The following is a 20865-nucleotide window of genomic DNA, read 5'->3' as shown; positions in this document are numbered from 1 at the left end:
GTCTCCCTGTCGCCCCGGGCTGCCTCCCATCGATTTGCAACCTTATTCGCTAGGTGATTTCGCCATGGCCCGCCCGCTCCGCATAATGCCCCAGACCGGCCGCTCACGCCCCTCCGGCGCGGCCATGGCCCGGCGGGCCGACCGGGCGGCACATCGGTTCCTCGATGTGAAATCCGATGCTCTGCTCAACCGCTCTGCGCGCCTGTCCTCCCTCAGCCCCGCTCGCGCCGGATTGCGCCGCGTCGACAAACCCTTCAGCCCCGCAGCCGCCTACTTCCACGCCGCCAACAGACGTCTCGCCGCAATCGACAAGGCCGTGGCGCGCCGCATCAAGGCGCTTCAAGCAGGGTCCAAGTCCGACCTGCGCTGCCGTCTCCTGCAGCTCGCACTCGTCGAGCGGGAAGTGGACCGCGCCCGCCGCGCATTCGGTCTCTTCTTCGAGGTCTTCGCCCAGCGCGGCACCGCCTTTGCCCCCTCGCTGGCCGCCCATGATGCCATTGCGCGCGATTGCTACCGCGCCGTCCTGCACGACGAGGCCGGCATCCTGCAGCTCCCGATCCTGATGCCGATCACCTATATGGAACATGGCTATTCCCCGGCCACCATGCGCCGCGGCGTGACGCTCAAACGGCTGTTGGGCGAAAAGAACCCTTTTCCCCTGATTCGGGTCCCATGGGACCGCGACCGCCCCTGGCAGGCGACCTTTCTGCACGAGGTCGCGCACAACTTGCAGGCCGATCTCGGCGTCTGGGACGAAACAAAGCAGGCCGTGATCCGACGGCTCGGCGGGACCGGGCTCAGCCCGCGGCTCCAGACCATATGGGCGCGCTGGCACAAGGAGATTTTCGCCGATCTCGTCGCGATCCTGCTCGGTGGGCCGACAGCGGCCTACGGGCTGGCGGAGTTTCTGGCGCACCCGCCGGCCAAGGTGACGATCTTCAAGGACGGTGCGGTGCATCCGGTAGGATATATCCGTGTGCTGATCCTCGCCGAGATGCTGCGACGCATGGGGTTTCTCGGTGACGCGGCCCGGCTCGATAAGATCTGGCGCAAACTCTACAGCGCCAAAGCGGCCAGCCGCCTGCCCGACGATCTGCACGCCTCCACCCGGAAGATCGTGCCTGTCATTGTCGACGAGATCGCTTACCAGCCGCGGCGGATGCTCGCCCAGCGGGGGCTTGCCGACATCATCCGCTTTTCCAGAGCCGATCAGGCCCGGATTGTCGACGGGGCGGGCGACTTCCTCTCCGGTCGCGTGCCCGACCTGCCGCCGCGCTGGATGATCGGGGCTGCCCGTCTCGCCATGGCGCGCGGCGGCGACGCCGCAAAGATCGGTACGGCGCTGGTGCGCGCACTGGCTTTGAACGCCGCCCGGGACCGCGACGTCATCCTGAAACATACACAAACCGCCGCCGACAAAATGGTGGCTGCCCCAGGCCGGACGAAGCCCGCCCGGCGTCGGGCCCCCTCTCTCAACTGGGCTGCATAGGTGAATAAGATGGCCGAAACTGCACGCAGATCTCAAACAGAGACCCGGCTTGATGCGATCATGCGCCAAACGCTGATGCTGTCGGACCCGAACGATCCCAAGGAGGTTGCCCGCGCCCTGGCGAAACGCTATCGCGAGGGGGCCGAGCGGATCGAGATCGACCGTACCGGATTTCTCAATTCCACGGCGCTTCCGATTTCATCAACGACCGGCACCTCCGGCCCCAGCGAGGCCGAGCTGGTTCAGGCCAAGGACGATCTCGACCGCGATCTCGGCGCGCTGGTTGCGCATCCCCAACTCAAGGATATCCAGCCCGAATTGAAAGGCTGGCAGCGGGCACTTCCGCAGATCGTCGATCGCGGCGTCAGCGCCGCGCGCACATCGGTGAACGAGCGCTACCGGGCGATCGCCATGGCCGCGCGGCAGGAGCTTGGGGATTACTCCCGGCTGGCGCGTATGCTCGGTGCCAGTACGCCGGAATTCAACGGGGCCTATCGCTCGCTCGCCAAGAGCATCGACCAGGCAGCCGCGCTGATCCTGGTAATGGCTGGCGAGACAATTGCCGGCCGCGGTTTCGGCGGCATCGCTGCACTGCCTGTGCCGGTGGCCGATCTGACCACCCGCCGCGACGCAGTTATCTCGGCGCTGCATGGGCTTCAGAACCCCGACCCGGCAGCCCTGATGGGTGAGGACTGGCCGCGTGCCCTCCACGCTCTGACCTCGATGAACGAATGGCTCGACAGCAGCGGACAGGGCCATCTGCGCGCGCTCCTCGACGAAAGCTACCTCGCCTCCGTTCTCGACAAGCTGGTCGAGACGGTGGGCCAGAGCGAGGCCAGCGTCCTGCGCGGCCTGAGCGCGACCTCCGCGGTCACCGTCACCCAGCTCGAGCGGCTGCTGTCGCTCCTGGGCCAGGCGATCAATCCCACCTCGCCGCCCCTGGCGCGATTCCGCCAGGCACTGAAGCTGTTCGTCCAGAGCTTCCGTCCCGACCGGGGCCGCCGTCTGATCCTGGCCGCGCGCCCGCCGCTCATGGCGAACGGCTTCTACGGGCTGGCCCATTCCGAGGAGGATGCAGGCTTCGTCACCCTGATGACCACGCGGGCCCGCCTCGCTGCCCTGCTCGATTGCTATCTCGGCTGCGGCTGTGAAGGCGACGCGGTCACCTGCCAGTTCGTCCTCGACAAGATGCTCTACGATCTCGACCGCGCCATCGACCGCTATATCGCCGATGTGGACGACGCCACGCAGCGCGCCGCCGCCTTCGGGGTGATGATGCGGCTGGTGACCGATATCGGCGTCTTCGACGGCGATGCCCAGGTGATGGATTCCCGCGGTCGCTGGCGGCAGATCGTGCAGCTGATCGGTCGGCTCGATGTCTGCACCGAGGGGCACGATACGCTAGCGGGTGTGCTGCATAGGTCCGCCGAGGTCCTGCTGACGCCTTACGGCGATCTCGACTGGGCGGAGCGTCCGCCGGCTGAAGATCAGGATGACCCGTTCTGGCAGCTGATGCGGTCGGAGCTCTGCAACCAGCGCCGCGATGAGGAACACTGGTTCGAATTCGCCGCCGCGATGAGCCCCGGCTGCATCGATCTGCGCAGGCTGCACGACGCGATCATCGGACTATTGGGTGCCGCGATGTACCTGACAGGCTCCGGCCAGGACGATGTGCAGGGAAGACCGGTTCGCGTCGCCTGCGAAACCGAGGACGCCACGATCCCGGCCCATTACGAAACCAGCCTCGACAGCTTTGCCTTCCGCTATCTGGACCGGCAAGGGCAGGTCGATCCGAACTTTGCCACCAGAAACAGGTGAGGACACGCCATGCGCATTCCAGCTTTCACCGAAGACGAGAATTTCGGCAAATTGACCGTTGTCACCAAATTCGAGCCGCCAAAAGAATGGGCGGAGGCGGTCGAGGCCCTCGCCGACGAGGTCGGCCGGATGCAGCAGGAGATCGTCGCCCTGCGCCGCTACGTCGCCGCCAATCGGCAGGCCATCCGCAGGCTCATGGACGTCTATAACGAGCACTGGACGCTCTTCCGGGTGGCCGAGATCCACTCGATCCGCGACCTCGCGCAGCTCAAGGGCAATGAGCGGCGCAGTGCCCTGGCCAAGATGAACAAGTCGGAACACTGGCCCGACGAACAGGCCAGGCAGCTCACCCCGGAAGAATTCAAGGAAATCTGCGAGGCGGCGAAAATCGTGACCGAAGACGACGAGACCTGAGCCGTCCGACGTCCCGCCGCCAGCACTCGCCCGCCAATGGAGCAAAACAATGAGCCTCACCGATAGCGAATATATTCAGAGCCTCTTTCAGCAGTTCATGCAGGACGAGCTTAACAATCTCCCGCAGGCCGAACGGCAATCCCTGAGCCGGGCGTTCGAGGCGCGTTTCGGTCAGCTCATCAGGGATGCTGCCGGCGGCAAGGAAAGCTCCTTTCCCGATCTCGTGGGGTTCGGGTCCGAGGGAGTTACGTCCTTCGACGAGATCCCGCCCGCCTATATCGAGGCCGATTTCGACGAGGGCGTCACGCCGAGCCAGCTCCAGGCCTCAGCCGAACTCTACTTCATTCTGCAGCACGATATCATGGGCGTTTTCAAATCCATGGACATCCTGCGCCGCCAGTTCCGCGACGGGACCATCCGCATCCAGCGCGGACCGGGCGCGCAAAAACTCTACCTGCTCGAGAAATGGCGCCCTCTCCGCTACGGGCCGCGGGACCGCTCGATTGCCTATGGGCGTGTCTTCAACCACGGGCGCGGCCCGAAACCCGCGGGCGCGGTCATAAACCGCAACTTCCAGCACCAATTCGTGGCGCTGATCTCGAGCCTCGCGAAATATTACCGCGACCTGACGGTCAGCGAGGTGGTGCGCGGCGGCCCGGCGCTCGACAGCCGGCCCTACGGAGCCATCGCCACGGTACAGCGGATCGCGATCGACCTGCGTTATGCGCTCGACCGGTCGAGCTATGGCAATATCGTCAGCCTCACCCATGAAAGCGGGATGTATCTCAGCGAGGCGCTCGGCATACTCGATTCACCGGATATCAAGCGCGCCTATGATGCCACCAATCGATGGCAGGCGCTCGAGGGCATTCTCAAACGCAATCGCGGTTCGATCAGCGATCTGTCGCAGCGGGCCAAGATGGCCGAGGCGGGCCGCCGCATCCTGCAATGGGTGGCCGGGTCGACCTTCGACAGCGATGTGGATGCCGACAGCTTCCGCGTGCAGGCCCGCACCGCCGGCTCCCATGCCGAAGCCTGGATCGCCGCTTACCGACTGACCAAGGAAGGCCGTCACTTCCCCGGAGCCAATGCCAACCTCAAATGGTCGCGCAGTCTGCCATATGGCGAACAGGAAACCGCGTATTACTGATCGCCCCTCGGGCCACCGCGGCAGGAGCAAGGTGAATGCAATGGACACCGCCCATCAGCATGGCCGCGATCGATACCGGCGGCCCGCAGATCATCATCGACCGCTCGCTCGCGCTCGATCTGCACGGGCCGCTGGTGACGCTGCGCCTGGCCGCCGAATGCGACACCTGGCTGGCCTCCTCGGTCTTTCGTCAGCTCGACGACAGTCTGGTCTGCATGTCGCCGCTGCTTGCCTCTCCCGAGGCGAACATCGCGCCCCTGACCGGACCCGAGGACGAGCGTGCTGTCATGGTCTGGCAACGTGCCCGCGTTCTGACTGCGGGGCGCAGGCTCTACTGGCTCGCGGATTGCCGCGAGGATGCACATCTGCCTGAATGGGCCGCCGCCGAAAGCCACAGCCGGTTCGAAATTCTGCACAAGGCGCTGTATTCGGCTGCGCCGAATACCGGCGACGACGCAGCGCTCGACGCCATCGTGATGGCCGCCGCCTTCCAGGAGCGGCCCGCCGCGATCTTGGCCCGATGCGGCAAGCACGGCACGCCCGACATCGTGCGCGAGGCTGGGCGCTATGGGCTGAACGTGATCGAGATCGACACGGCGTTCGCGACCGAGGCGCGCGACACCTGGTTCGGCCCGCTCCTTATGCGGACTGGACTCTACGAATGGGCAGTCACGGCTCAGACACCGCTCGTCTACGCCCGGCTGATCGCTCCGGATCTGCTGTTTCTGGACACCGAATTCTTCGACGTCGATGACGGCAATGCTCTCCGCATGAGCGGATGGCCGCTCAAGGCGACACTTTTATGGGGACGTCTGTAATGACTGAAAAGCCTGAAAACCCGCGGGAACAAAGTATTCTACCCTTGCAGGCCCCGGAAGGGGTGCCGCGGCCGGAAAAAGAACGACGCGACTCCAAGTCACAGTTGTACAATTCAACTGGAGAGTGTGATTCGATGTCAGACCTCGACGATGTCGCAGAGGATTATCTGCGCGAAAACATCGACGATGTCTGGGCAGATATCGCAAAGAAAAAGAGGGTGGTTCACATTTCGGCGCGGCGGAGCGACGCGGCGCTAATTCAATATATTGTTGCCTATCTCGCGGCTCATCCCGATCCGCAGCTTTTTCTTCGCAATCTGCAGACGGCTATTTCGGGTCTAGGATCGCATCCTCAGAACGCGGAGCCGACGGATGCTTGATTTATTTGATATTTTCAAAGACGCCGATCCGTTTTTCAGTGGGCCCGATCGGTTCGACCCGGCGATAATCGGTGCCGATGATCGCACACTCGTCCGCAACACCCGCGTCATGCCCTATGCTGCCATCTGCTATATCGAACGCTCCTTCGGCGGACGAAAATTCGGCTGCTCCGGCACGCTGATCGCGCCAAATCTCGTGCTCACCGCGGGTCACTGCCTGATCAAGCGCGACGGGCGCGTGCCGGTAACCATGAACATCCAGCCCGGCCGTAACGGCGACGACCGGCTCGAGACGATCCCCGCAGAACGCGCCTGGGTCGCGCGCGGATTTGCTCAAAAGCACCAGCCGCTGTTCGATTACGGGCTGATCAAGCTCACCCGTCCCGTGCGCAATCCGCGGGCTGTGATCCCGCCGCATCAGCCCTCGAACGCCATGCTCCGCGCGTTGAGCCGGCGGGGTCGGATTCGCGTGGTCGGCTATCCCTCCGACAAACCGCGGGCCACCATGTGGACACATTCCGAGCGCCTGCACCGCTTTGACCGTCGCCGCCTGATCCATGTCGTCGACACCTGCCCCGGCCATTCTGGCAGCGCCGTCCTCGCCTTTGTGAACGGCAAGCTCCGCGTGATCGGCATCCACGTCGCCGGCGTCCGCGATCCGAGGACCGGCCGCAGCTACGGCTGCACCCCGGGCACCGCGGGCTCGCCAGAAGGAGGATACAACCGCGCCGTGCGCCTCTCGCCAAGGGTCATGGCCGCCATCCGGGGCGAGCGCAATTTGGGCGATTACAGCCTCATGCGCGTCTGGCCCCGAGCAGGATAGATCCCGTGTCGGTCGATCTCGCACCCCCATCAGACGGCACCGGACAGGTGCTCGCCCTGGTTGAGGCGGACGAGGCGCTGCGCGAGGTCTGCCTCAAGATCAGACGCGAAGACGACTTGCGCAAATCCAACCAGAATGGCCGCATCGTCGGCACGATCATAGTGGACGGAATCCGCTTCGCGGTCTTGGCCGAAGACCGTAGCAGCAGCGCGGACGAGACCGAAGGATTGCTGAAGCTCACCAACCGTGAATTGCAGATCGCCTGCCTCGTCCGGCAAGGGGCCTGCAACAAGCAGATCGCCCGCCGGCTCCGCATCAGCCCCTATACCGTGGCCTCTTACCTCAAACGCATGTTCCCCAAGCTCGGCTGCACCAGCCGCACCGAGATGGCCGCGATTGTCGCCCAGGTCCAGCCCCATGTGGACCTGTGAGGGACGCGATCCGAACCGATCGAGGCGTAATGTCAGACGAATTCGAACGCGACTCTGCAAAGTACGCAGCGCTGCCTATTGCCACGCAGAGACCGCGCCACGCGCCGAGAGCAGCGGTACCGTTGGCTTTGAAGAGAGGCTGCGTTCCCGACTGAAGTGCTTCGTCACTGAGGCGTGGACGGCGACGAATTACTGGAACATTCGTACACGCCAAGAGCGGAACATGACTCTTTCTCATCGTCGAAACGACTGATCGAGAAGCCTGGAAACTTGCGTGTCAAAAGAAGTCGAGAACGCCGCCGGTTGCGTGGAACACGTGAACGCAACTCAATGCCGTTCCGAAAACTCGGCTGAAAACTCACTCTGCCTGCTGGTCGAAAAACCAAAGGCGAGGGCGCAACAGTATGTATCCAAAGTGACAATGCAGGGCATTTTGACCTTTATCATCAACGCTTTGAATGGAGAATGTGGCGGACAGGAAGGGATTCGAACCCTCGAGACGGTCTCCCGCCTACGCACTTTCCAGGCGCGCGCCTTCGACCACTCGGCCACCTGTCCGCCGACGCGTTTAGCGGAAAGGGCGGGCGGGGTGCAAGGGGCGGGACGTCAGAAAATCGACTGAAAATCGCGGCCCTCGGCGCGGTGCCCGCAGCCGATCCGGTGTCGGGCGCTGCGGAACCCGGCGCGCCGGGGATCACCTGACGGCGGCGCGGGAACCGCTCGCGCGACGCGCGTCAATGCAAACCAGTGCCCTGCCCCGCGCCTGAAACGCCGGACGCACCACCGCGCCCTCCCGAGACCGGCCTCAGCCCGCCTCGAGCAGCGATATGTGCACGCGGCGGTTCTGCTTGCCCTTGTTCTCCACCTTGCCGAGGCGCAGCGCGCCGATCTCGCCGGTGCGCGCCACATGGGTGCCACCGCAGGGCTGCAGATCGACCTGGGCATCGCCCTCGCCGATCCGCACCAGCCGGATGCGTCCCGCGCCGCGCGGCGGCTGCACGGACAGCGTCTTCACGAGGCCCGGATTGGCGTCGAGCTCGGCCTCGTCGATCCAGCTCTCCGACACCGGCAAATCGCGGGCCGCCAGCGCGTTCAGCGCATCCTCGACGGCCTGCTTGTCCTCGGGCGGTTCCGGCATCAGGAAATCGAGCCGCCCTTTTCCCGCGCCGATCTGGCCGCCCGTCACCGGCAGCGGGATCACTACCGACAGAAGATGCAGCGCGGTGTGGATGCGCATATGCGCGTGGCGGCGCGGCCAGTCGATCCGCTGGGTGATGCGGGCGCCCTCGGGCGGCAGGCCGCGCGGCTCGGCGGGCACCAGCACGACGCTGTCGCCTTCGCCCTTCACGGCCGTGGCGATGGCGATCTCGCCGCCCTCCCAGGCCAGCGTGCCGCTGTCGCCGGGCTGGCCGCCGCCGGTGGGATAGAACAGCGCCGCGTCGCAGACGATGCCGCCCTCCCCGGTCAGCGCGGTCACGCGCGCCTCGGCCTCGCGCAGATAGGGGTCTTCGCGGAACAGGAGCGTCGTCATCGGATCATCCTCATATCGGACTGGGCGTCATTCGCCGTCGGGATCGCCGCCGCCGGTGGAGCGGGCGACATTGTCGGGCAGCGGGCCCTTGTCGGTCATGCTTTGCGGCGACTGGTCCGGGCTGGCAAAGCCCCGGCCCTCGGGCGGCTTGCCGCTCTCCGCAGCGCCGCCCTGCAGGGTCTCGGGGTTGCGCAGCCACAGGTCGCGCTGCGGGATCGGGATGCGGATGCCCTCGGCGGCGAAACGCTCCGCGATCTGGTGGTTCATCTCGGTCTGCACCTCGAAGATCTCGAGGATGTCGCTCAGGATCACGCGGATCTCGAACTCGATGCCGTTCTCGCCGAATCCCTTGAAATAGACATAGGGCTCGGGGTTCATCATCACGATGGGATGGGCCCGGGCGATGGACAGCAGGATGCGGTGCACGGCGCGCGTATCCGACCCGTATGCGACCTTCACCGGCACGATGAGCCGCCCCAGCGTGTTGCCGCGCGTATAGTTCGTGACCGTGCCAGTGACCAAATCCGAATTGGGCACGATCACGTCGAAGCGGTCGAAGGTCTCGATCCGGGTGGAGCGGACCGAGATATCCTTGACGAAGCCCATATTGTCGCCGACCGCGATCCAGTCGCCCTCGCCGATGGGCCGCTCGATCAGCAGGATGATGCCCGAGACGAAGTTCGACACGATGTTCTGCAGGCCGAAGCCGATGCCCACGGACAGCGCGCCCGCGACGATGGCCAGCGACGACAGATCGATGCCCGCGGTGGTGAAAGCCACCAGCGCGGCCAGGAAGATGCCGAGATACCCCACGCCCGCGACGATCGCGTTCTGCCCGCCGATATCGATCCGCGTCTTCGGCAGCACGGTCGCGCGCAGCCCGGTCTGGGTGCCGCGCGTGACCGCGTAGCCCAGCATGAAGACCAGCAGGAAGGACAGGAAATCCGCGGGCGATATGACGCTTTCGCCGATCTCGAAGCCGGCCAGGAACGTGTTCCACAGCTCGGTCAGATCGGCGACGCGGGCGCCCCAGATCAGCGCCAGCGCCGGGATCGACGCGAGGATCAGGCTGAAGCCAGCGAAGACCGGGATCAGCGAGTTCGTCTCCTGCGGAGAATGGCCGACGATCAGCTTGTAGAGATCGCCGATGAAGCGCAGCAGCAGCAGGATCGTGCCCGCCAGCACCATGGTCGCGATCATCGGGAAGGTCAGCGTCTGCGCGACCTGCTGCAGCCCCGTCGCCGAGAAGATCGGCGCGGCCAGCGCGCTCAGCGTCAGAAGCCGCCCGAAGACCCGCGCCAGACGCAGCCGGAAATGCATCGGATCGTGGCGTTCCTCCTCCGCGCCGTCCTCGCTGTCGCCCTCGAGCCGCGCGCGGCGGAAGATCGTGCCCAGCCGGAACAGCAGGAGCGAGGCGAAGGTCACGATGGCAAAGCTCAGCACCGCGTTCACGCCGTCGCTGTAGCCATCGGCGCGCGAGAAGGTCACCGTGACGCCGCTGAGGATCATCAAGAGCGCCAGCGCGCCGAAATAATAGCGCGCCTCGGTGCGCCGCGACCCCTCGAGGGGCAGCGTCGCCTCCTCCTCGTCGGGCGAAAAGGTCTGCTGCGCGAGCCAGCGGATATAGGCGAAGACGCCGACCCAGATCGGCAGGCGTTCGAGCAGAAGCTCGCCGCGCGGTCCGGCATAGCCGGTCATCTGCGCGCCGACGGAGATCAGCACGATGCCCCCCACCGGCAGCACCACCATCCCGAAGGAGGCCAGCGTGCGCCAGACGCCGGTGCCCCGGCGCCGGGTGGCGTTGCGCAGCCAGCCCGCGCCCCGCTCGGCCCAGGAGCGGCCGCGCAGCAGCAGGATCAGGCCGACGAGCAGCAGGAAGGACGCGAGCGGCACGTTGATGCGGTTGTCCGACAAGAGCCCGCGGGCGATCTCGCGGTCGGTCTCGGTGACGAACCCCACCGCCGAGCCGATCACCGCCTCCACCGCTTCGGGCCAGAGCGCGGGGTTGAGCGGCGTCGGCCCGCGGTTGAACAGCGCTTCGGTGGCGCGGGCGCGGATCGTGGCGTCGATCTCGCGGATGATGCCGTCGGCGCGGGTGAAGGCTTCCTCGGCGGCGACGATGGGCGCGCGGGCCTCCTCGAGCTGCGCGGTCAGCTGCGCCCGTCTCTGGGCGATCTCCGGCGCCTCGGTCTCGCCCTCGGCCGGCGCAGGGCCCAGCGCGTCGATCTGCGATTGCAGCGTCGCGGTGCGCGCGGATTGCTCGTTCTGCTGGCTGTTCAGACGGTCGCGAAAGGCCGCGACCTCGGCGCGCAGGGCCTCGAGACGCGGGATTTCCGCCGAACCTTCGTCGAGGATGCCCTCGACCCGGCTCGCCAACTGGTCCCAGAGGTCGAAATCGATCTCGGGCCGCGGGCCCGATGGCTGCGCGTCCGTCAGGCTGTTCTGCGTGGCGCCGCCGGCCCCGCCACCGGTGGCGTCACTGGCCGCGCCGGGGCCGGTGCCGGGCCCGCCTGCCCCGTCCGCGCCCTGCGCAAGGGCTGCGCCCGCGCCCAGACACAGGACGAGCGCGACCCGGATCAGCCAGTCGGCAAGCGGCCTCATGTATCCTCGAAGACGCCCGGAATGGAGGCCGGCGCCCGGTCCATCCAGGGCGGCACGGGCAGGCCCTTGGCGGTCAGGAAGTCGGGGTTGAAGAGCTTCGACTGGTAGCGGTTGCCGAAGTCGCACAGGATGGTGACGATGGTGTGCCCCGGTCCCATCTCGCGCGCCATGGCCATCGCGCCCGCGACGTTCACACCGGTGGAGCCGCCCATCACCAGGCCCTCGTGCTGCAGCAGATCGAAGACGATGGGCAGCGCCTCGCGATCCTCGACGCGGCAGGCGAAATCGGGGGTGAAGCCCTCGAGATTGGCGGTGATGCGCCCCTGCCCGATGCCCTCGGTGATCGAATCGCCGGGATTGTCCTGCCCGGTGAAGAGCTTCAGAAGGCCCGCGCCCTCGGGATCGGCGAGGCCCACCTTGACGCCCTTGGGCTGCAAGGCCGCGGCCACGCCCGCCACGGTGCCGCCCGACCCCGCCGCGCAGATGAACCCGTCGACCTTGCCGCTCGTCTGTTCCCAGATCTCCGGCCCCGTCGTCTCGATATGGGCCTGGCGGTTGGCGACGTTGTCGAACTGGTTTGCCCAGATCGCGCCATGCGGCTCGGTCTTCGCGAGCTCCTCGGCGAGACGGCCGGAATAGCGCACGTAATTGTTGGGGTTCTTGTAGGGCGCCGCGGGCACCTCCACGAGCTCTGCGCCCGACAACCGCAGCATGTCCTTCTTTTCCTGGCTCTGCGTCTCGGGGATGACGATCACCGTCTTGAAGCCGAGCGAGGCACCGACCAGCGCAAGACCGATCCCGGTATTGCCCGCGGTGCCCTCGACGATGGTGCCGCCGGGCTCCAGCTGGCCCCGCTTCACCGCGTCGCGGATGATGTAGAGCGCGGCGCGGTCCTTCACGGACTGGCCGGGATTCATGAATTCCGCCTTGCCGTAGATATGGCAACCGGTTGCCTCGCTCGCCTGCCTCAGGCGGATCAGAGGGGTGCGGCCGACCGCGTCGGCGAGGTCCTTGGCGATGCGCATGACGGCTCCTTTGCGATGTCCGCTGTGTCGCCCATGGGTGTAGGGCGGGCGGCAGGCGAACTCAAGGCGATGCGCGCCCGCGCCCGCCTGCGCGCAACCCTTGGGGGGCCCTCAGCCCCCGGCGCGCAACCTGTCGCGTTCCCGCGCCAGCCAGAGCAGCATCATGGCAAGCGGGCCCGCATTGACCTCGCCGCTTTCGACCAGCGCCATGGCGCGGTCGAAGGGGATGACGTGGCTGCGGATATCCTCGTTCTCGTCATCGAGCCCGGCATGGTGCACGTCGCGCCCCGACAGATCGGCAAGCCCGAGGAAACAATGGAAATATTCCGTCGAATAGCCGGGCGAGGCATAGACCTTCAACATCGGGCGCACCTCGGACAGCTCCAGATGTGCCTCTTCCACGGCCTCGCGGCGGGCGGTCTCGGCGGGGTCCTCGCCCGCATCCACGAGCCCCGCGATGGGCTCCAGCACCCAGGGCTGCGGGTCGTCGCGCATCAGGGGGCCGTAGCGGAACTGCTCGATCAGCAGGACCTGATCGGTCGCCGGATCATAGGGCAGCACGAGTGCGGCATCGAAGGCGCAGAAGGCCTCGCGGGTGACCCGCTCGGACACGCCGCCGCGGAAATGGCCGTACTGGACTGAGAAGCGCCGCAGCCGGAAGAACCCGTCCCAGCCGCCCGGCGCGGGCGCGAAATGCGGGACATCGCCCTGCGTCATGGCCGTGCGCAGCGTCGTCGGCGCGGTGTCCTGCGCCATCTGCCGGCCCCAGGCGCGCGCCGCGAAGACCGGCCAGAGGGCAAAAGCCTCCTCCGCCGCTTCCCGCCCGAACCGCGCCATGATCTCCTCGGCGGCACCGGTCGCGATGGCGCCCCAGCGCCCGGCCCAGTCCGCAAGATCGAAGGGCGCGCCCGGCTCTGCCGCGTGATCGGGGAAATAGACCAGCGCCTCGGTCGTGCCGGTCTCGGTCTCGACCTTCCGCGTCTCGGCACGATAGCCGAAGCCCGCCTCGTAGAAATCGAGCCGCGCGGCCATCTCGGGCCCCGCCCCGATCACGAGGCCCGGGGCCGTGCGCCCCTCCGCCTCATGGATCACCGGATAGGCCGCGTCTGCGACCCAATCGACGCCATGCCCCGCAAGCGTCGCCGCGCGCCCAGACAATGGCGCGCCGGCCACAACCTCGAACAGCGGCGCGTGCCGCAGGGTGCCGTAAAGGAAATAGCGTGTCACGTCAGCGCCAGTAATGGCCGGAAATCTCCGTGGCCATGCCGATGATGACCGCGCCCAGAACGAAGAGGCCGAGGAAGCCCGGGCTCAGCAGCACCGCGCCGTATTCGAGGAAATTGCCGATGGCCGCGTTGATGGCCTCGAAGACGGTGCGGAATTTCCGGTCGAAGGAATCCTCGACCATGGTGTTGATCGCATGCACAGCAAGGCAGCTCACGACCATGGTGAAGGTGCCGGTCACGCCGTTGGAAATCGCCGCCGCGGTGCCCCGCCCCGCGCCCGAGCCGACCTGCCGCCAGCCCACCACGAAGCCGATCAGCAGGTTGACCTCCGAGAACCAGCCGAACACGGTCGAGGACGGCATCAGCGGTTTGACCATTTCCGACGCGACATAGGCCAGCGCCGCGAGCAGCAGCCCTGCGACCAGTTTCGGTGCTGTCGGCATGTAACTCTTACCCCGGACGCGACAATGTGATCTGCGTGACGTCGCAATTTCCCGACGAGAAGGTCGCGGCACAGGACGTCAGGTAGAAGTTCCACATACGCCGGAAGCGTTCGTCAAATCCTAACCGCGCCACCTCGTCCCATTTTTCGTTGAACGTGTCATGCCAGCGACGCAGGGTCTGGCTGTAGCTTTCGCCGAATTCGATGGAGCGCACGACGTCGAGCCCGGCGCGCGCGACCTGTTCGCGCAGCACCACCGGCGAGGGCAGCATGCCGCCGGGGAAGATGTATTTCTGGATGAAGTCGGGGCTGCGCTTGTAGACGTGCCAGCGCCGGTGCTGGACGGTGATGATCTGCAGCGTGGCCTGCGCGCCGGGCTTCAGCCGCGCCTTCACGGTGTCGAAATAGACCGGCCAGTATTTCTCGCCCACCGCCTCGAACATCTCGATGGAGGCGATGCCGTCATAGGTGCCGCGCTCGTCGCGGTAATCCTGCAGCTTGAACTCGACCCGGTCCTCGAGCCCCGCACGGCGGATGCGCTCCTGCGCGTAGTCGAACTGCGCCTGCGAGATGGTCAGCCCGGTGACCCTGAGCCCCCGCTCCTTCGCGGCGTATTCGGCGAACCCGCCCCAGCCGCAGCCGATCTCCAGCACGTGATCGCCGGGCTTGGCGCCCATCTCGTCGATCATGGAGGCGTATTTCTGCTCCTGCGCGCGCTCGAGGCTCTCCTGGCCGGTTTCGAACTTGGCCGAGGAATATGTCATCGTGTCGTCAAGCCAGAGCCCGTAGAAATCGTTGCCGAGGTCGTAATGGTGCGAGATGTTCTTGCGCGCCTGCCGCTTCGAGTTGGACAGCCACCAGAAGCGCAGGTTCTCGTAAAGCTTCACGAGCTTCATGCCCGGAAAGCCGTCATAGATGTCTTCGTTGTCCGCATGGACGAGTTCCATGAAGGCCATCAGGTCCGGCGTCGACCACCAGCCGTCGAGATAGGCCTCGCAGAAGCCCATGTCGCCCTCGCGGATGAGCCGCGCGAACAGGTCGGGATTGTGGATGCGCAGTTCCGAGACGGGCCCCGGATTGCGGCCCTCGGCGCGGAAGACCCGCCCGTCGGGCATGACGAAGTCGATACGCCCGTTATTCATCTCCTTGGCCATGCCGAAGACCTGCGGGAAATAGCGCGGCAGGTCGGCTTGGCCGGTCGTGTCGGTCAGGATCATTCAGGTCTCTCCGGTCGCTTGCACCCAAGACACGGGCGCCGCGTGCATCTGGTTTCAGAATTGTTCTATAGCGGGCAAGGCCTTGGCGGCAAGCCGGGGGGATTCGGGCCGCGGCTCAGAAATCGCGGTTCTCGTAGGCTTCGAGCGCGCGCTCGCGGCCTTCCTTGGCGCCCACGATGGGATCGGGATAGGGATCGTCCGGCGCCATGTTCCACGATTTCGGGATCGCCTCGAAATAGGCCAGCGCGTCCTCGGACGGGGTGTCCTGCCCCTCGGCGATCCAGCGCTGCACATAGGCGCGCTTCTTGTCGAACCGGTCGAGCTGGGTCTCGGGGTTGAAGACCCGGAAATAGGGCGTGGCATCGGGGCCGGATCCCGCCGACCATTGCCAGCCCATCGCGTTCGAGGCCGGATCCCAGTCGATCAGATGCTCCTCAAACCAGGCCTTGCCGATCTTCCAGTGGCACATCAGGTGCTTGCAGAGATAGGAGGCGACGATCATCCGGCCGCGATTGTGCATCCGGCCGGTCACGTACATCTCGCGCATGGCCGCATCGACGAAGGCCATGCCGGTGCGCCCCTGCTTCCACGCCTTGACCTCGGCCAGCCGCTCGTCCTCGTTCCACGGGAAGGCATCCCAGTCCTCGCGCCAGTTGGCGTCCTGGATGCGCGGCGTGTGCCACAAGAGGTGATAGGCGAACTCGCGCCAGACCAGCTCCTTGAGGAAGGTCTCCGCACCTTCCTTGCCGTCGTCCAGCGCGCGCAGCCCCGCATGCCAGCATTGCGCCGGGCTGATCTCGCCCAGTGCGAGGTTCTCCGACAGGTTCGAGGTGCCGTCCTGCCAGGGCCGGTCGCGCCCGGCATCGTAATCGGCGACCTTGGAGGCCATGAAGGCGCCGAGCCGCGCCTGCGCCGCCTCTTCGCCAAGCTGCACATGCGGCCGGACCACCGCCGCGCCCCGCTGCATGCCGGCACCGAGCCGCCAGTCTTCCAGCGCCTCGCTGTCGGGCCAGGCATCGGGCGCCGGGATCTCGCCGGGCGTGCTCTCGGGGGCCGCCACGTCGCGATCCTTCACCGAGCGCCAGAACGGCGTGTAGACCTTGTAGAATTCGCCCTGCTTGGTCTCCACCGTCCAGGGCTCGAACATCAGGTGCCCGGTGAAGCTCTGCGCGTCGAGCCCCGCATCCTTCAGCCCCTCCTTGACGCGCGTGTCGCGCTCCACCGCGTCCGGATCATAGGCGCGCGACCAGTAGACGGCCTTGGCGCCGGTCTCCTCGGCCAGCGCGCGCAAGACCTCGAGAGGCGGCCCCGAGCGCAGGATCAGCCGGCTGCCCTTGGCCGCGAGGCTTTCCGCCAGCGCGCCCACCCCGAGCCCCAGCCGCCATTGCGGCGCGGTGCCCAGCCGGTCCACCAGATCGTCGCGGATGAAGACCGGGATGACCGGACCGCCCGCCTCCACGGCGGCGCGCAGCGCGGCGTGATCCGACAGCCGCAGATCGCGGCGGAACCAAAGGATGATGGGCGATGCGTCCGGCACGGGCGATCCTCTCGACTGGGTCTTCGGGGGCAAGCTGGGATGCGGGGCGCAAAGGTCAAATGCCGCGCCGTGCAACCGGGCCCCGCAGCCGCCCGCAGACACCGACGCCTAGGGCCGCCGCGACGCCCGAAGCCCGAGGCGCCGGAGGTCCCCAGAAGGCGGGTCCCGCAGCCTGCCAACCGCGCCGAGGCGCCGGACCGCGCGCAGCCCCGCACGGCTTCACCTTTCCCGAATGTCGCCCCGGGGGTGAATGGGCCGCGCATCGCGGCCCAGAGGGGGCAGGCAGCCCCCGGACCGCCCGCGGCGATCCGCCCCGGACCGCCGCGGGCCAGACATGCATGCGGGGGCCCGAAGGCCCCCGCATTCCACTGGATCGGATACCGGCAGAAACGCCGGCCGGGCGGTCCGCGCTCAGCGGCGCTCGCTTCTCAGGCCCGCATAGATCGCGAAACACATCACCAGAAGCACGATGGTGAAGGGCAGACCCGTCGAGATCACCATGGCCTGCAGCGACGACAATCCGCCGCCCAGCAGAAGCGCGATGGCCACGGCCCCCTCGACGATGCACCAGAACACCCGCTGCGGCACCGGCGCGTCGACCTTGCCGCCCGCGGTGATCGTGTCGATCACGAGGCTGCCCGAATCCGACGAGGTCACGAAGAAGACGATGACCAGAATGATGCCGATGAAGCTCGTGATCTGCGCCAGCGGCAATTCGGCCAGCATCCGGAACAGCTGCAGCTCGAGGGCCGCGTCGCGCGCGCCGGTATAGCCGTCATTGACCACCTGGCTGATCGCCGTGCCGCCGAAGGTCGTCATCCAGAGCACGCAGACGAGGCTCGGGATCAGCAGCACGCAGATCACGAATTCGCGCACGGTCCGGCCCCGGCTCACCCGGGCGATGAACATGCCCACGAAGGGGGACCAGGAAATCCACCAGGCCCAGTAGAACGAGGTCCAGCCCTGCATGAAGTTGGTATCCGTGCGCCCGAACGGGTTCGACAGCGCCACGAGGTTGCTCAGATAGGCCCAGAGCCCGGCGAAGAAGCCGGTGACAATCTCGACGGTCGGTCCCACGAAGAGCACGAAGAGAAGCAGCAAGGCCGCCAGCCCCATGTTGATCTCCGACAGCACCTTCACGCCGCCATCGAGGCCCCGCAGCACCGAGATGAGCGCCACCGCCGTGATCGCGGTGATCAGCACGACCAGCAGCGCCTTGGAATTGGTCGCGCCGCTTTCCTCGGTATTGCCGTAGGCGATGCCCCAGAGGCTCCGGGTGCCTTCCGCCGCATCGCCCGACCCGAAGAGCAGCGTCAGGCCCGAGGCCGCCTGCTGCGCGCCGATGCCGAGCGAGGTGGCGAGGCCGAACAGCGTGGCCAGCACCGCGATCGTGTCGATGATATGGCCCGGCCAGCCCCAGACGCGGTCGCCGAGAAGCGGGTGGAACGCCGAGCGGATCGAAAGCGGCAGGCCCTTGTTGTAGGAAAAGAGCGCCAGCGCCAGCGCCACGATGGCGTAGATCGCCCAGGGGTGCAGACCCCAGTGGAAGATCGTCGCCGCCATGCCCAGCCGCGCCGCGGCCTCGGGATCGGCGGCCGCGCCCAGCGGCGCCCAATCCGTGCGCAGGCCGTTCTCGCCCACCGAGGTGCCGGCATTCGACGAGGCGAAATGCGACAGCGGTTCGGAGACGCCGTAGAACATCAGGCCGATGCCCATGCCCGCAGCGAAAAGCATCGCGAACCAGCCCGGATAGGTGTAATCCGGCGTGGCCTCGCTGCCGCCGAGGCGCACCTTGCCCACCGGCAGCACGATCAGCGCGAGACAGAACAGCACGAAGATGTTCGCGGCACTCAGGAACAGCCAGTCGAAGGTCGCCGTCAGCCAGGGCCGCAGGGCCCCGAACAGCGCCGCGGCCTGTTCGTCGAAGATCAGCGCGTAGAAGGTGAAAAGGACCGTGCCCAGACCGGAGATCAGGAAGACCGGGTTGTGGATGTCGAAGGGCACCGGCCCCAGCGATCCGTCGATATTGTCCTGACCGATATCGTAATCGGTCTCGATCAGATTCGTATGTCCCTCGGGGTCCGGTATACCGTCTATGGAAGCATTTTCGTCAGACATAGCATGTCTCCCTTGTTCTTTTTTGCGCCACCGCCCCGTCCTGAGGGGCCCCGGTCGCGTCAGCGAGAATTTGCCGTCGATCCCCATTGCTCTCATGTTTGGGCATGCGTTTCAAATGCCATCCCGTCCGGCGGCGGACGCGGCATCCCGGTGGCTGGGCCGCAAAAGAGGCTCCGGGCCGCGCGCTGCGGCACGAAAAAAGGCCCCGGAGGCGATCCGGGGCCTTGGTCTGAGGCGCGCCATCGCGGCGCGCGCCGGGGCCGTCCAGCGTGGTGCAGGCTTGGCCCGCGGCGCCCGGCTTATCCCGCGATATCGACCACGACGCGGCCGCGCACCTGGCCCTTGAGGATGTCCGCGCCGAGCTGCGGCAGATCGGCCAGCGTCGCGGGCTGGATCATCGCCTCGAGCTTGTCCATCGGCAGGTCCTTCGCGATTCGCTTCCAGGCGCGCAGGCGGTTCTCGTAGGGCTGCATGACCGAATCGATGCCCAGAAGGTTCACGCCGCGCAGCAGGAACGGCACCACCGTCGCGGGCAGCCCGGCGCCGCCCGCAAGGCCCACCGCGGCGACCGAGGCGCCGTATTTCATCTGCCCCAGCACCCGGGCCAGCATCGCGCCGCCCACCGCGTCGACGCAGCCCGCCCAGCGCTCGCTCTCGAGCGGGCGCTTCACGGTCTCGGCGATTTCCTCGCGGGCGACGATCTCGGTCGCGCCGAGGCTCTTGAGGTAGTCCGCGCTGTCGGGCCGCCCGGTCACACCCGCGACCTCGTAGCCCAGATTGGCCAGGATCGCGGTCGCGACCGAGCCCACCCCGCCCGAGGCGCCGGTGACGAGGACCAGCCCCTGCCCCGGTGCCAGCCCGTGATCCTCGAGCGCCATGACCGCGAGCATCGCGGTGAAACCCGCCGTGCCCACCGCCATGGCCTGCTTGGTCGACAGCCCCTCGGGCAGCGGCACCAGCCAGTCGGCCTTCACCCGCGCCTTCTCCGCATAGCCGCCCCAATGCGCCTCGCCGACGCGCCAGCCGGTCAGCACCACCCGGTCGCCGGGCTTGTAGCGGTCGTCCTCGGAGGCCTCGACGGTGCCCGCGAAATCGATGCCCGGCACATGCGGATACTTGCGCACCAGCCCGCCGCCCGGCCCGATGCAGAGCCCGTCCTTGTAGTTCAGCGTGGAATATTCGACCGCGACGGTGACCTCGCCCTCCGGCAGATCCTCGAGCGCGATATCCTTCACCGCGGCGCTGGTCTTGCCGCTGTCTTCGTCCTTTTCGACCACAAGTGCCTTGAACATGAGGGCCTCCCTGCCTGGTGCTGTGCAATGTCTCGTCCCCGGAACACGTAACGGCCTTCCGCCCCGGCGCCAAGTCCCGCGGCACGGGGCCCGGGCTGGCCCCGTCGCCGCGACGGCCTATCTGCGGCGGAACGCGGCACGGAACAGGACATCCCATGATCGATCTCATCAACATCGCGGTGGCGCTCGCGACCATTGCCTTCGGCGCGATCGGGCTCTTTGCGCCGCGCTACACCGCGCAGGTGCTCGATCTCGAATTCGGCGCCTCCGAGATGGGCAAGAGCGAGCTGCGCGCCTCGGCGGGCGGGCTCTTCGTGGCGCTGGGGGCCGGCGCGATCGTGATCGGCGCGCCGCTGGCCTACGGGATGATCGGCCTCGCCTATCTCGGCGCGGGCGTGGGGCGCCTGGCGGCCAACCTGCTCGACGATCTGCCGCAGCCCAAGGGCTGGGTGTTCTTCGCCGTCGAGGCGGTCTGCGCCGCCTGGTTGATCGGCGCCAACCTCCTCTGAGCGCCGTGCCGCGCGCAAGGCTTTGTTAACCACCCGGTGCGAGG

18 protein-coding genes and 1 tRNA gene are annotated in these 20865 nt (G+C 66.9%); 9 read left to right on the top strand and 10 right to left on the bottom strand.

Going from position 1 to position 20865, the window contains the following annotated elements:
• The first annotated feature begins 85 nt into the window (after positions 1 to 85).
• From BW990_RS14430 to BW990_RS21485, 8 genes are read left to right on the top strand one after another with little or no spacing between them, the layout of a single operon-like run.
• On the top strand, positions 86 to 1489 hold the full coding sequence (locus BW990_RS14430) for a hypothetical protein (RefSeq protein WP_143526210.1): 1404 nt from the start codon (positions 86 to 88) through the stop codon (positions 1487 to 1489).
• A gap of 60 nt (positions 1490 to 1549) precedes the next feature.
• Positions 1550 to 3307 carry a hypothetical protein gene (locus tag BW990_RS14425; protein ID WP_076448936.1) on the top strand — a complete coding sequence of 586 codons (1758 nt, stop codon included), beginning with the start codon at positions 1550 to 1552 and terminating at the stop codon, positions 3305 to 3307.
• 9 nt (positions 3308 to 3316) lie between these two features.
• The gene (locus BW990_RS14420; protein ID WP_076448935.1) at positions 3317 to 3721 is read left to right on the top strand and encodes a hypothetical protein; all 405 of its coding nucleotides are present in this window, start codon (positions 3317 to 3319) and stop codon (positions 3719 to 3721) included.
• 49 nt (positions 3722 to 3770) lie between these two features.
• Positions 3771 to 4871, top strand: a complete 1101-nt coding sequence (locus BW990_RS14415) for a hypothetical protein (protein WP_076448934.1) — start codon at positions 3771 to 3773, stop codon at positions 4869 to 4871.
• Between the two features lie 59 nt (positions 4872 to 4930).
• A complete protein-coding gene (locus BW990_RS14410; RefSeq protein ID WP_143526209.1) occupies positions 4931 to 5689 on the top strand; it encodes a hypothetical protein in 759 nt (252 codons plus the stop codon).
• Positions 5689 to 6069: a hypothetical protein gene (locus tag BW990_RS21490; protein WP_143526208.1), complete on the top strand. Its 381-nt coding sequence runs from the start codon at positions 5689 to 5691 to the stop codon at positions 6067 to 6069. The genes BW990_RS14410 and BW990_RS21490 overlap by 1 nt, the downstream gene beginning before the upstream one ends.
• Entirely contained in the window at positions 6062 to 6892 is an 831-nt protein-coding gene (locus BW990_RS14400) for a trypsin-like serine peptidase (protein WP_076448930.1), read from the top strand. The genes BW990_RS21490 and BW990_RS14400 overlap by 8 nt, the downstream gene beginning before the upstream one ends.
• Positions 6893 to 6897: 5 nt before the next feature.
• Positions 6898 to 7323 carry a response regulator transcription factor gene (locus BW990_RS21485; protein WP_076448928.1) on the top strand — a complete coding sequence of 142 codons (426 nt, stop codon included), beginning with the start codon at positions 6898 to 6900 and terminating at the stop codon, positions 7321 to 7323.
• 468 nt (positions 7324 to 7791) lie between these two features.
• On the opposite strand, the gene BW990_RS14390 is transcribed toward BW990_RS21485, so the two are convergent.
• From BW990_RS14390 to acuI, 10 genes are all read right to left on the bottom strand, one after another.
• Positions 7792 to 7881, bottom strand: a tRNA-Ser gene (locus BW990_RS14390).
• Between the two features lie 247 nt (positions 7882 to 8128).
• Entirely contained in the window at positions 8129 to 8854 is a 726-nt protein-coding gene (locus BW990_RS14385; RefSeq protein ID WP_076448926.1) for an alanyl-tRNA editing protein, read from the bottom strand.
• A 27-nt stretch (positions 8855 to 8881) separates the two neighbouring features.
• The gene (locus tag BW990_RS14380) at positions 8882 to 11455 is read right to left on the bottom strand and encodes a DUF3772 domain-containing protein (RefSeq protein WP_076448923.1); all 2574 of its coding nucleotides are present in this window, start codon (positions 11453 to 11455) and stop codon (positions 8882 to 8884) included.
• Positions 11452 to 12480, bottom strand: a complete 1029-nt coding sequence (locus BW990_RS14375) for a cysteine synthase A (protein WP_076448921.1) — start codon at positions 12478 to 12480, stop codon at positions 11452 to 11454. Before BW990_RS14375 ends, BW990_RS14380 begins: the two co-directional genes overlap by 4 nt.
• Before the next feature lie 111 nt (positions 12481 to 12591).
• Complete coding sequence (locus BW990_RS14370) at positions 12592 to 13707, bottom strand: gamma-glutamylcyclotransferase (protein WP_076448918.1); 1116 nt, start codon at positions 13705 to 13707, stop codon at positions 12592 to 12594.
• Position 13708: 1 nt separating this feature from the next.
• A complete protein-coding gene (locus BW990_RS14365) occupies positions 13709 to 14149 on the bottom strand; it encodes a TrgA family protein (protein ID WP_076448916.1) in 441 nt (146 codons plus the stop codon).
• Positions 14150 to 14156: 7 nt separating this feature from the next.
• On the bottom strand, positions 14157 to 15365 hold the full coding sequence (locus BW990_RS14360; protein ID WP_076448914.1) for an SAM-dependent methyltransferase: 1209 nt from the start codon (positions 15363 to 15365) through the stop codon (positions 14157 to 14159).
• A gap of 115 nt (positions 15366 to 15480) precedes the next feature.
• Complete coding sequence (locus tag BW990_RS14355; protein ID WP_076448912.1) at positions 15481 to 16902, bottom strand: cryptochrome/photolyase family protein; 1422 nt, start codon at positions 16900 to 16902, stop codon at positions 15481 to 15483.
• A gap of 411 nt (positions 16903 to 17313) precedes the next feature.
• The gene (locus BW990_RS14350) at positions 17314 to 19020 is read right to left on the bottom strand and encodes a BCCT family transporter (RefSeq protein ID WP_076448910.1); all 1707 of its coding nucleotides are present in this window, start codon (positions 19018 to 19020) and stop codon (positions 17314 to 17316) included.
• A gap of 299 nt (positions 19021 to 19319) precedes the next feature.
• On the bottom strand, positions 19320 to 20312 hold the full coding sequence (gene acuI, locus BW990_RS14345) for an acrylyl-CoA reductase (NADPH) (protein ID WP_076448908.1): 993 nt from the start codon (positions 20310 to 20312) through the stop codon (positions 19320 to 19322).
• A 155-nt stretch (positions 20313 to 20467) separates the two neighbouring features.
• Between acuI and BW990_RS14340 the strand changes: the two genes are divergently transcribed.
• Entirely contained in the window at positions 20468 to 20821 is a 354-nt protein-coding gene (locus BW990_RS14340; RefSeq protein WP_076448906.1) for a DUF4345 family protein, read from the top strand.
• The last annotated feature ends 44 nt before the right edge of the window (positions 20822 to 20865 follow it).

The organism is Roseivivax lentus (genome assembly GCF_900156805.1).
GTDB classification, from domain to species: domain Bacteria; phylum Pseudomonadota; class Alphaproteobacteria; order Rhodobacterales; family Rhodobacteraceae; genus Roseivivax; species Roseivivax lentus.
The sequence above is the reverse complement of the archived record's forward strand: the minus strand, read 5'-3'. Positions and strand labels throughout refer to the sequence as shown.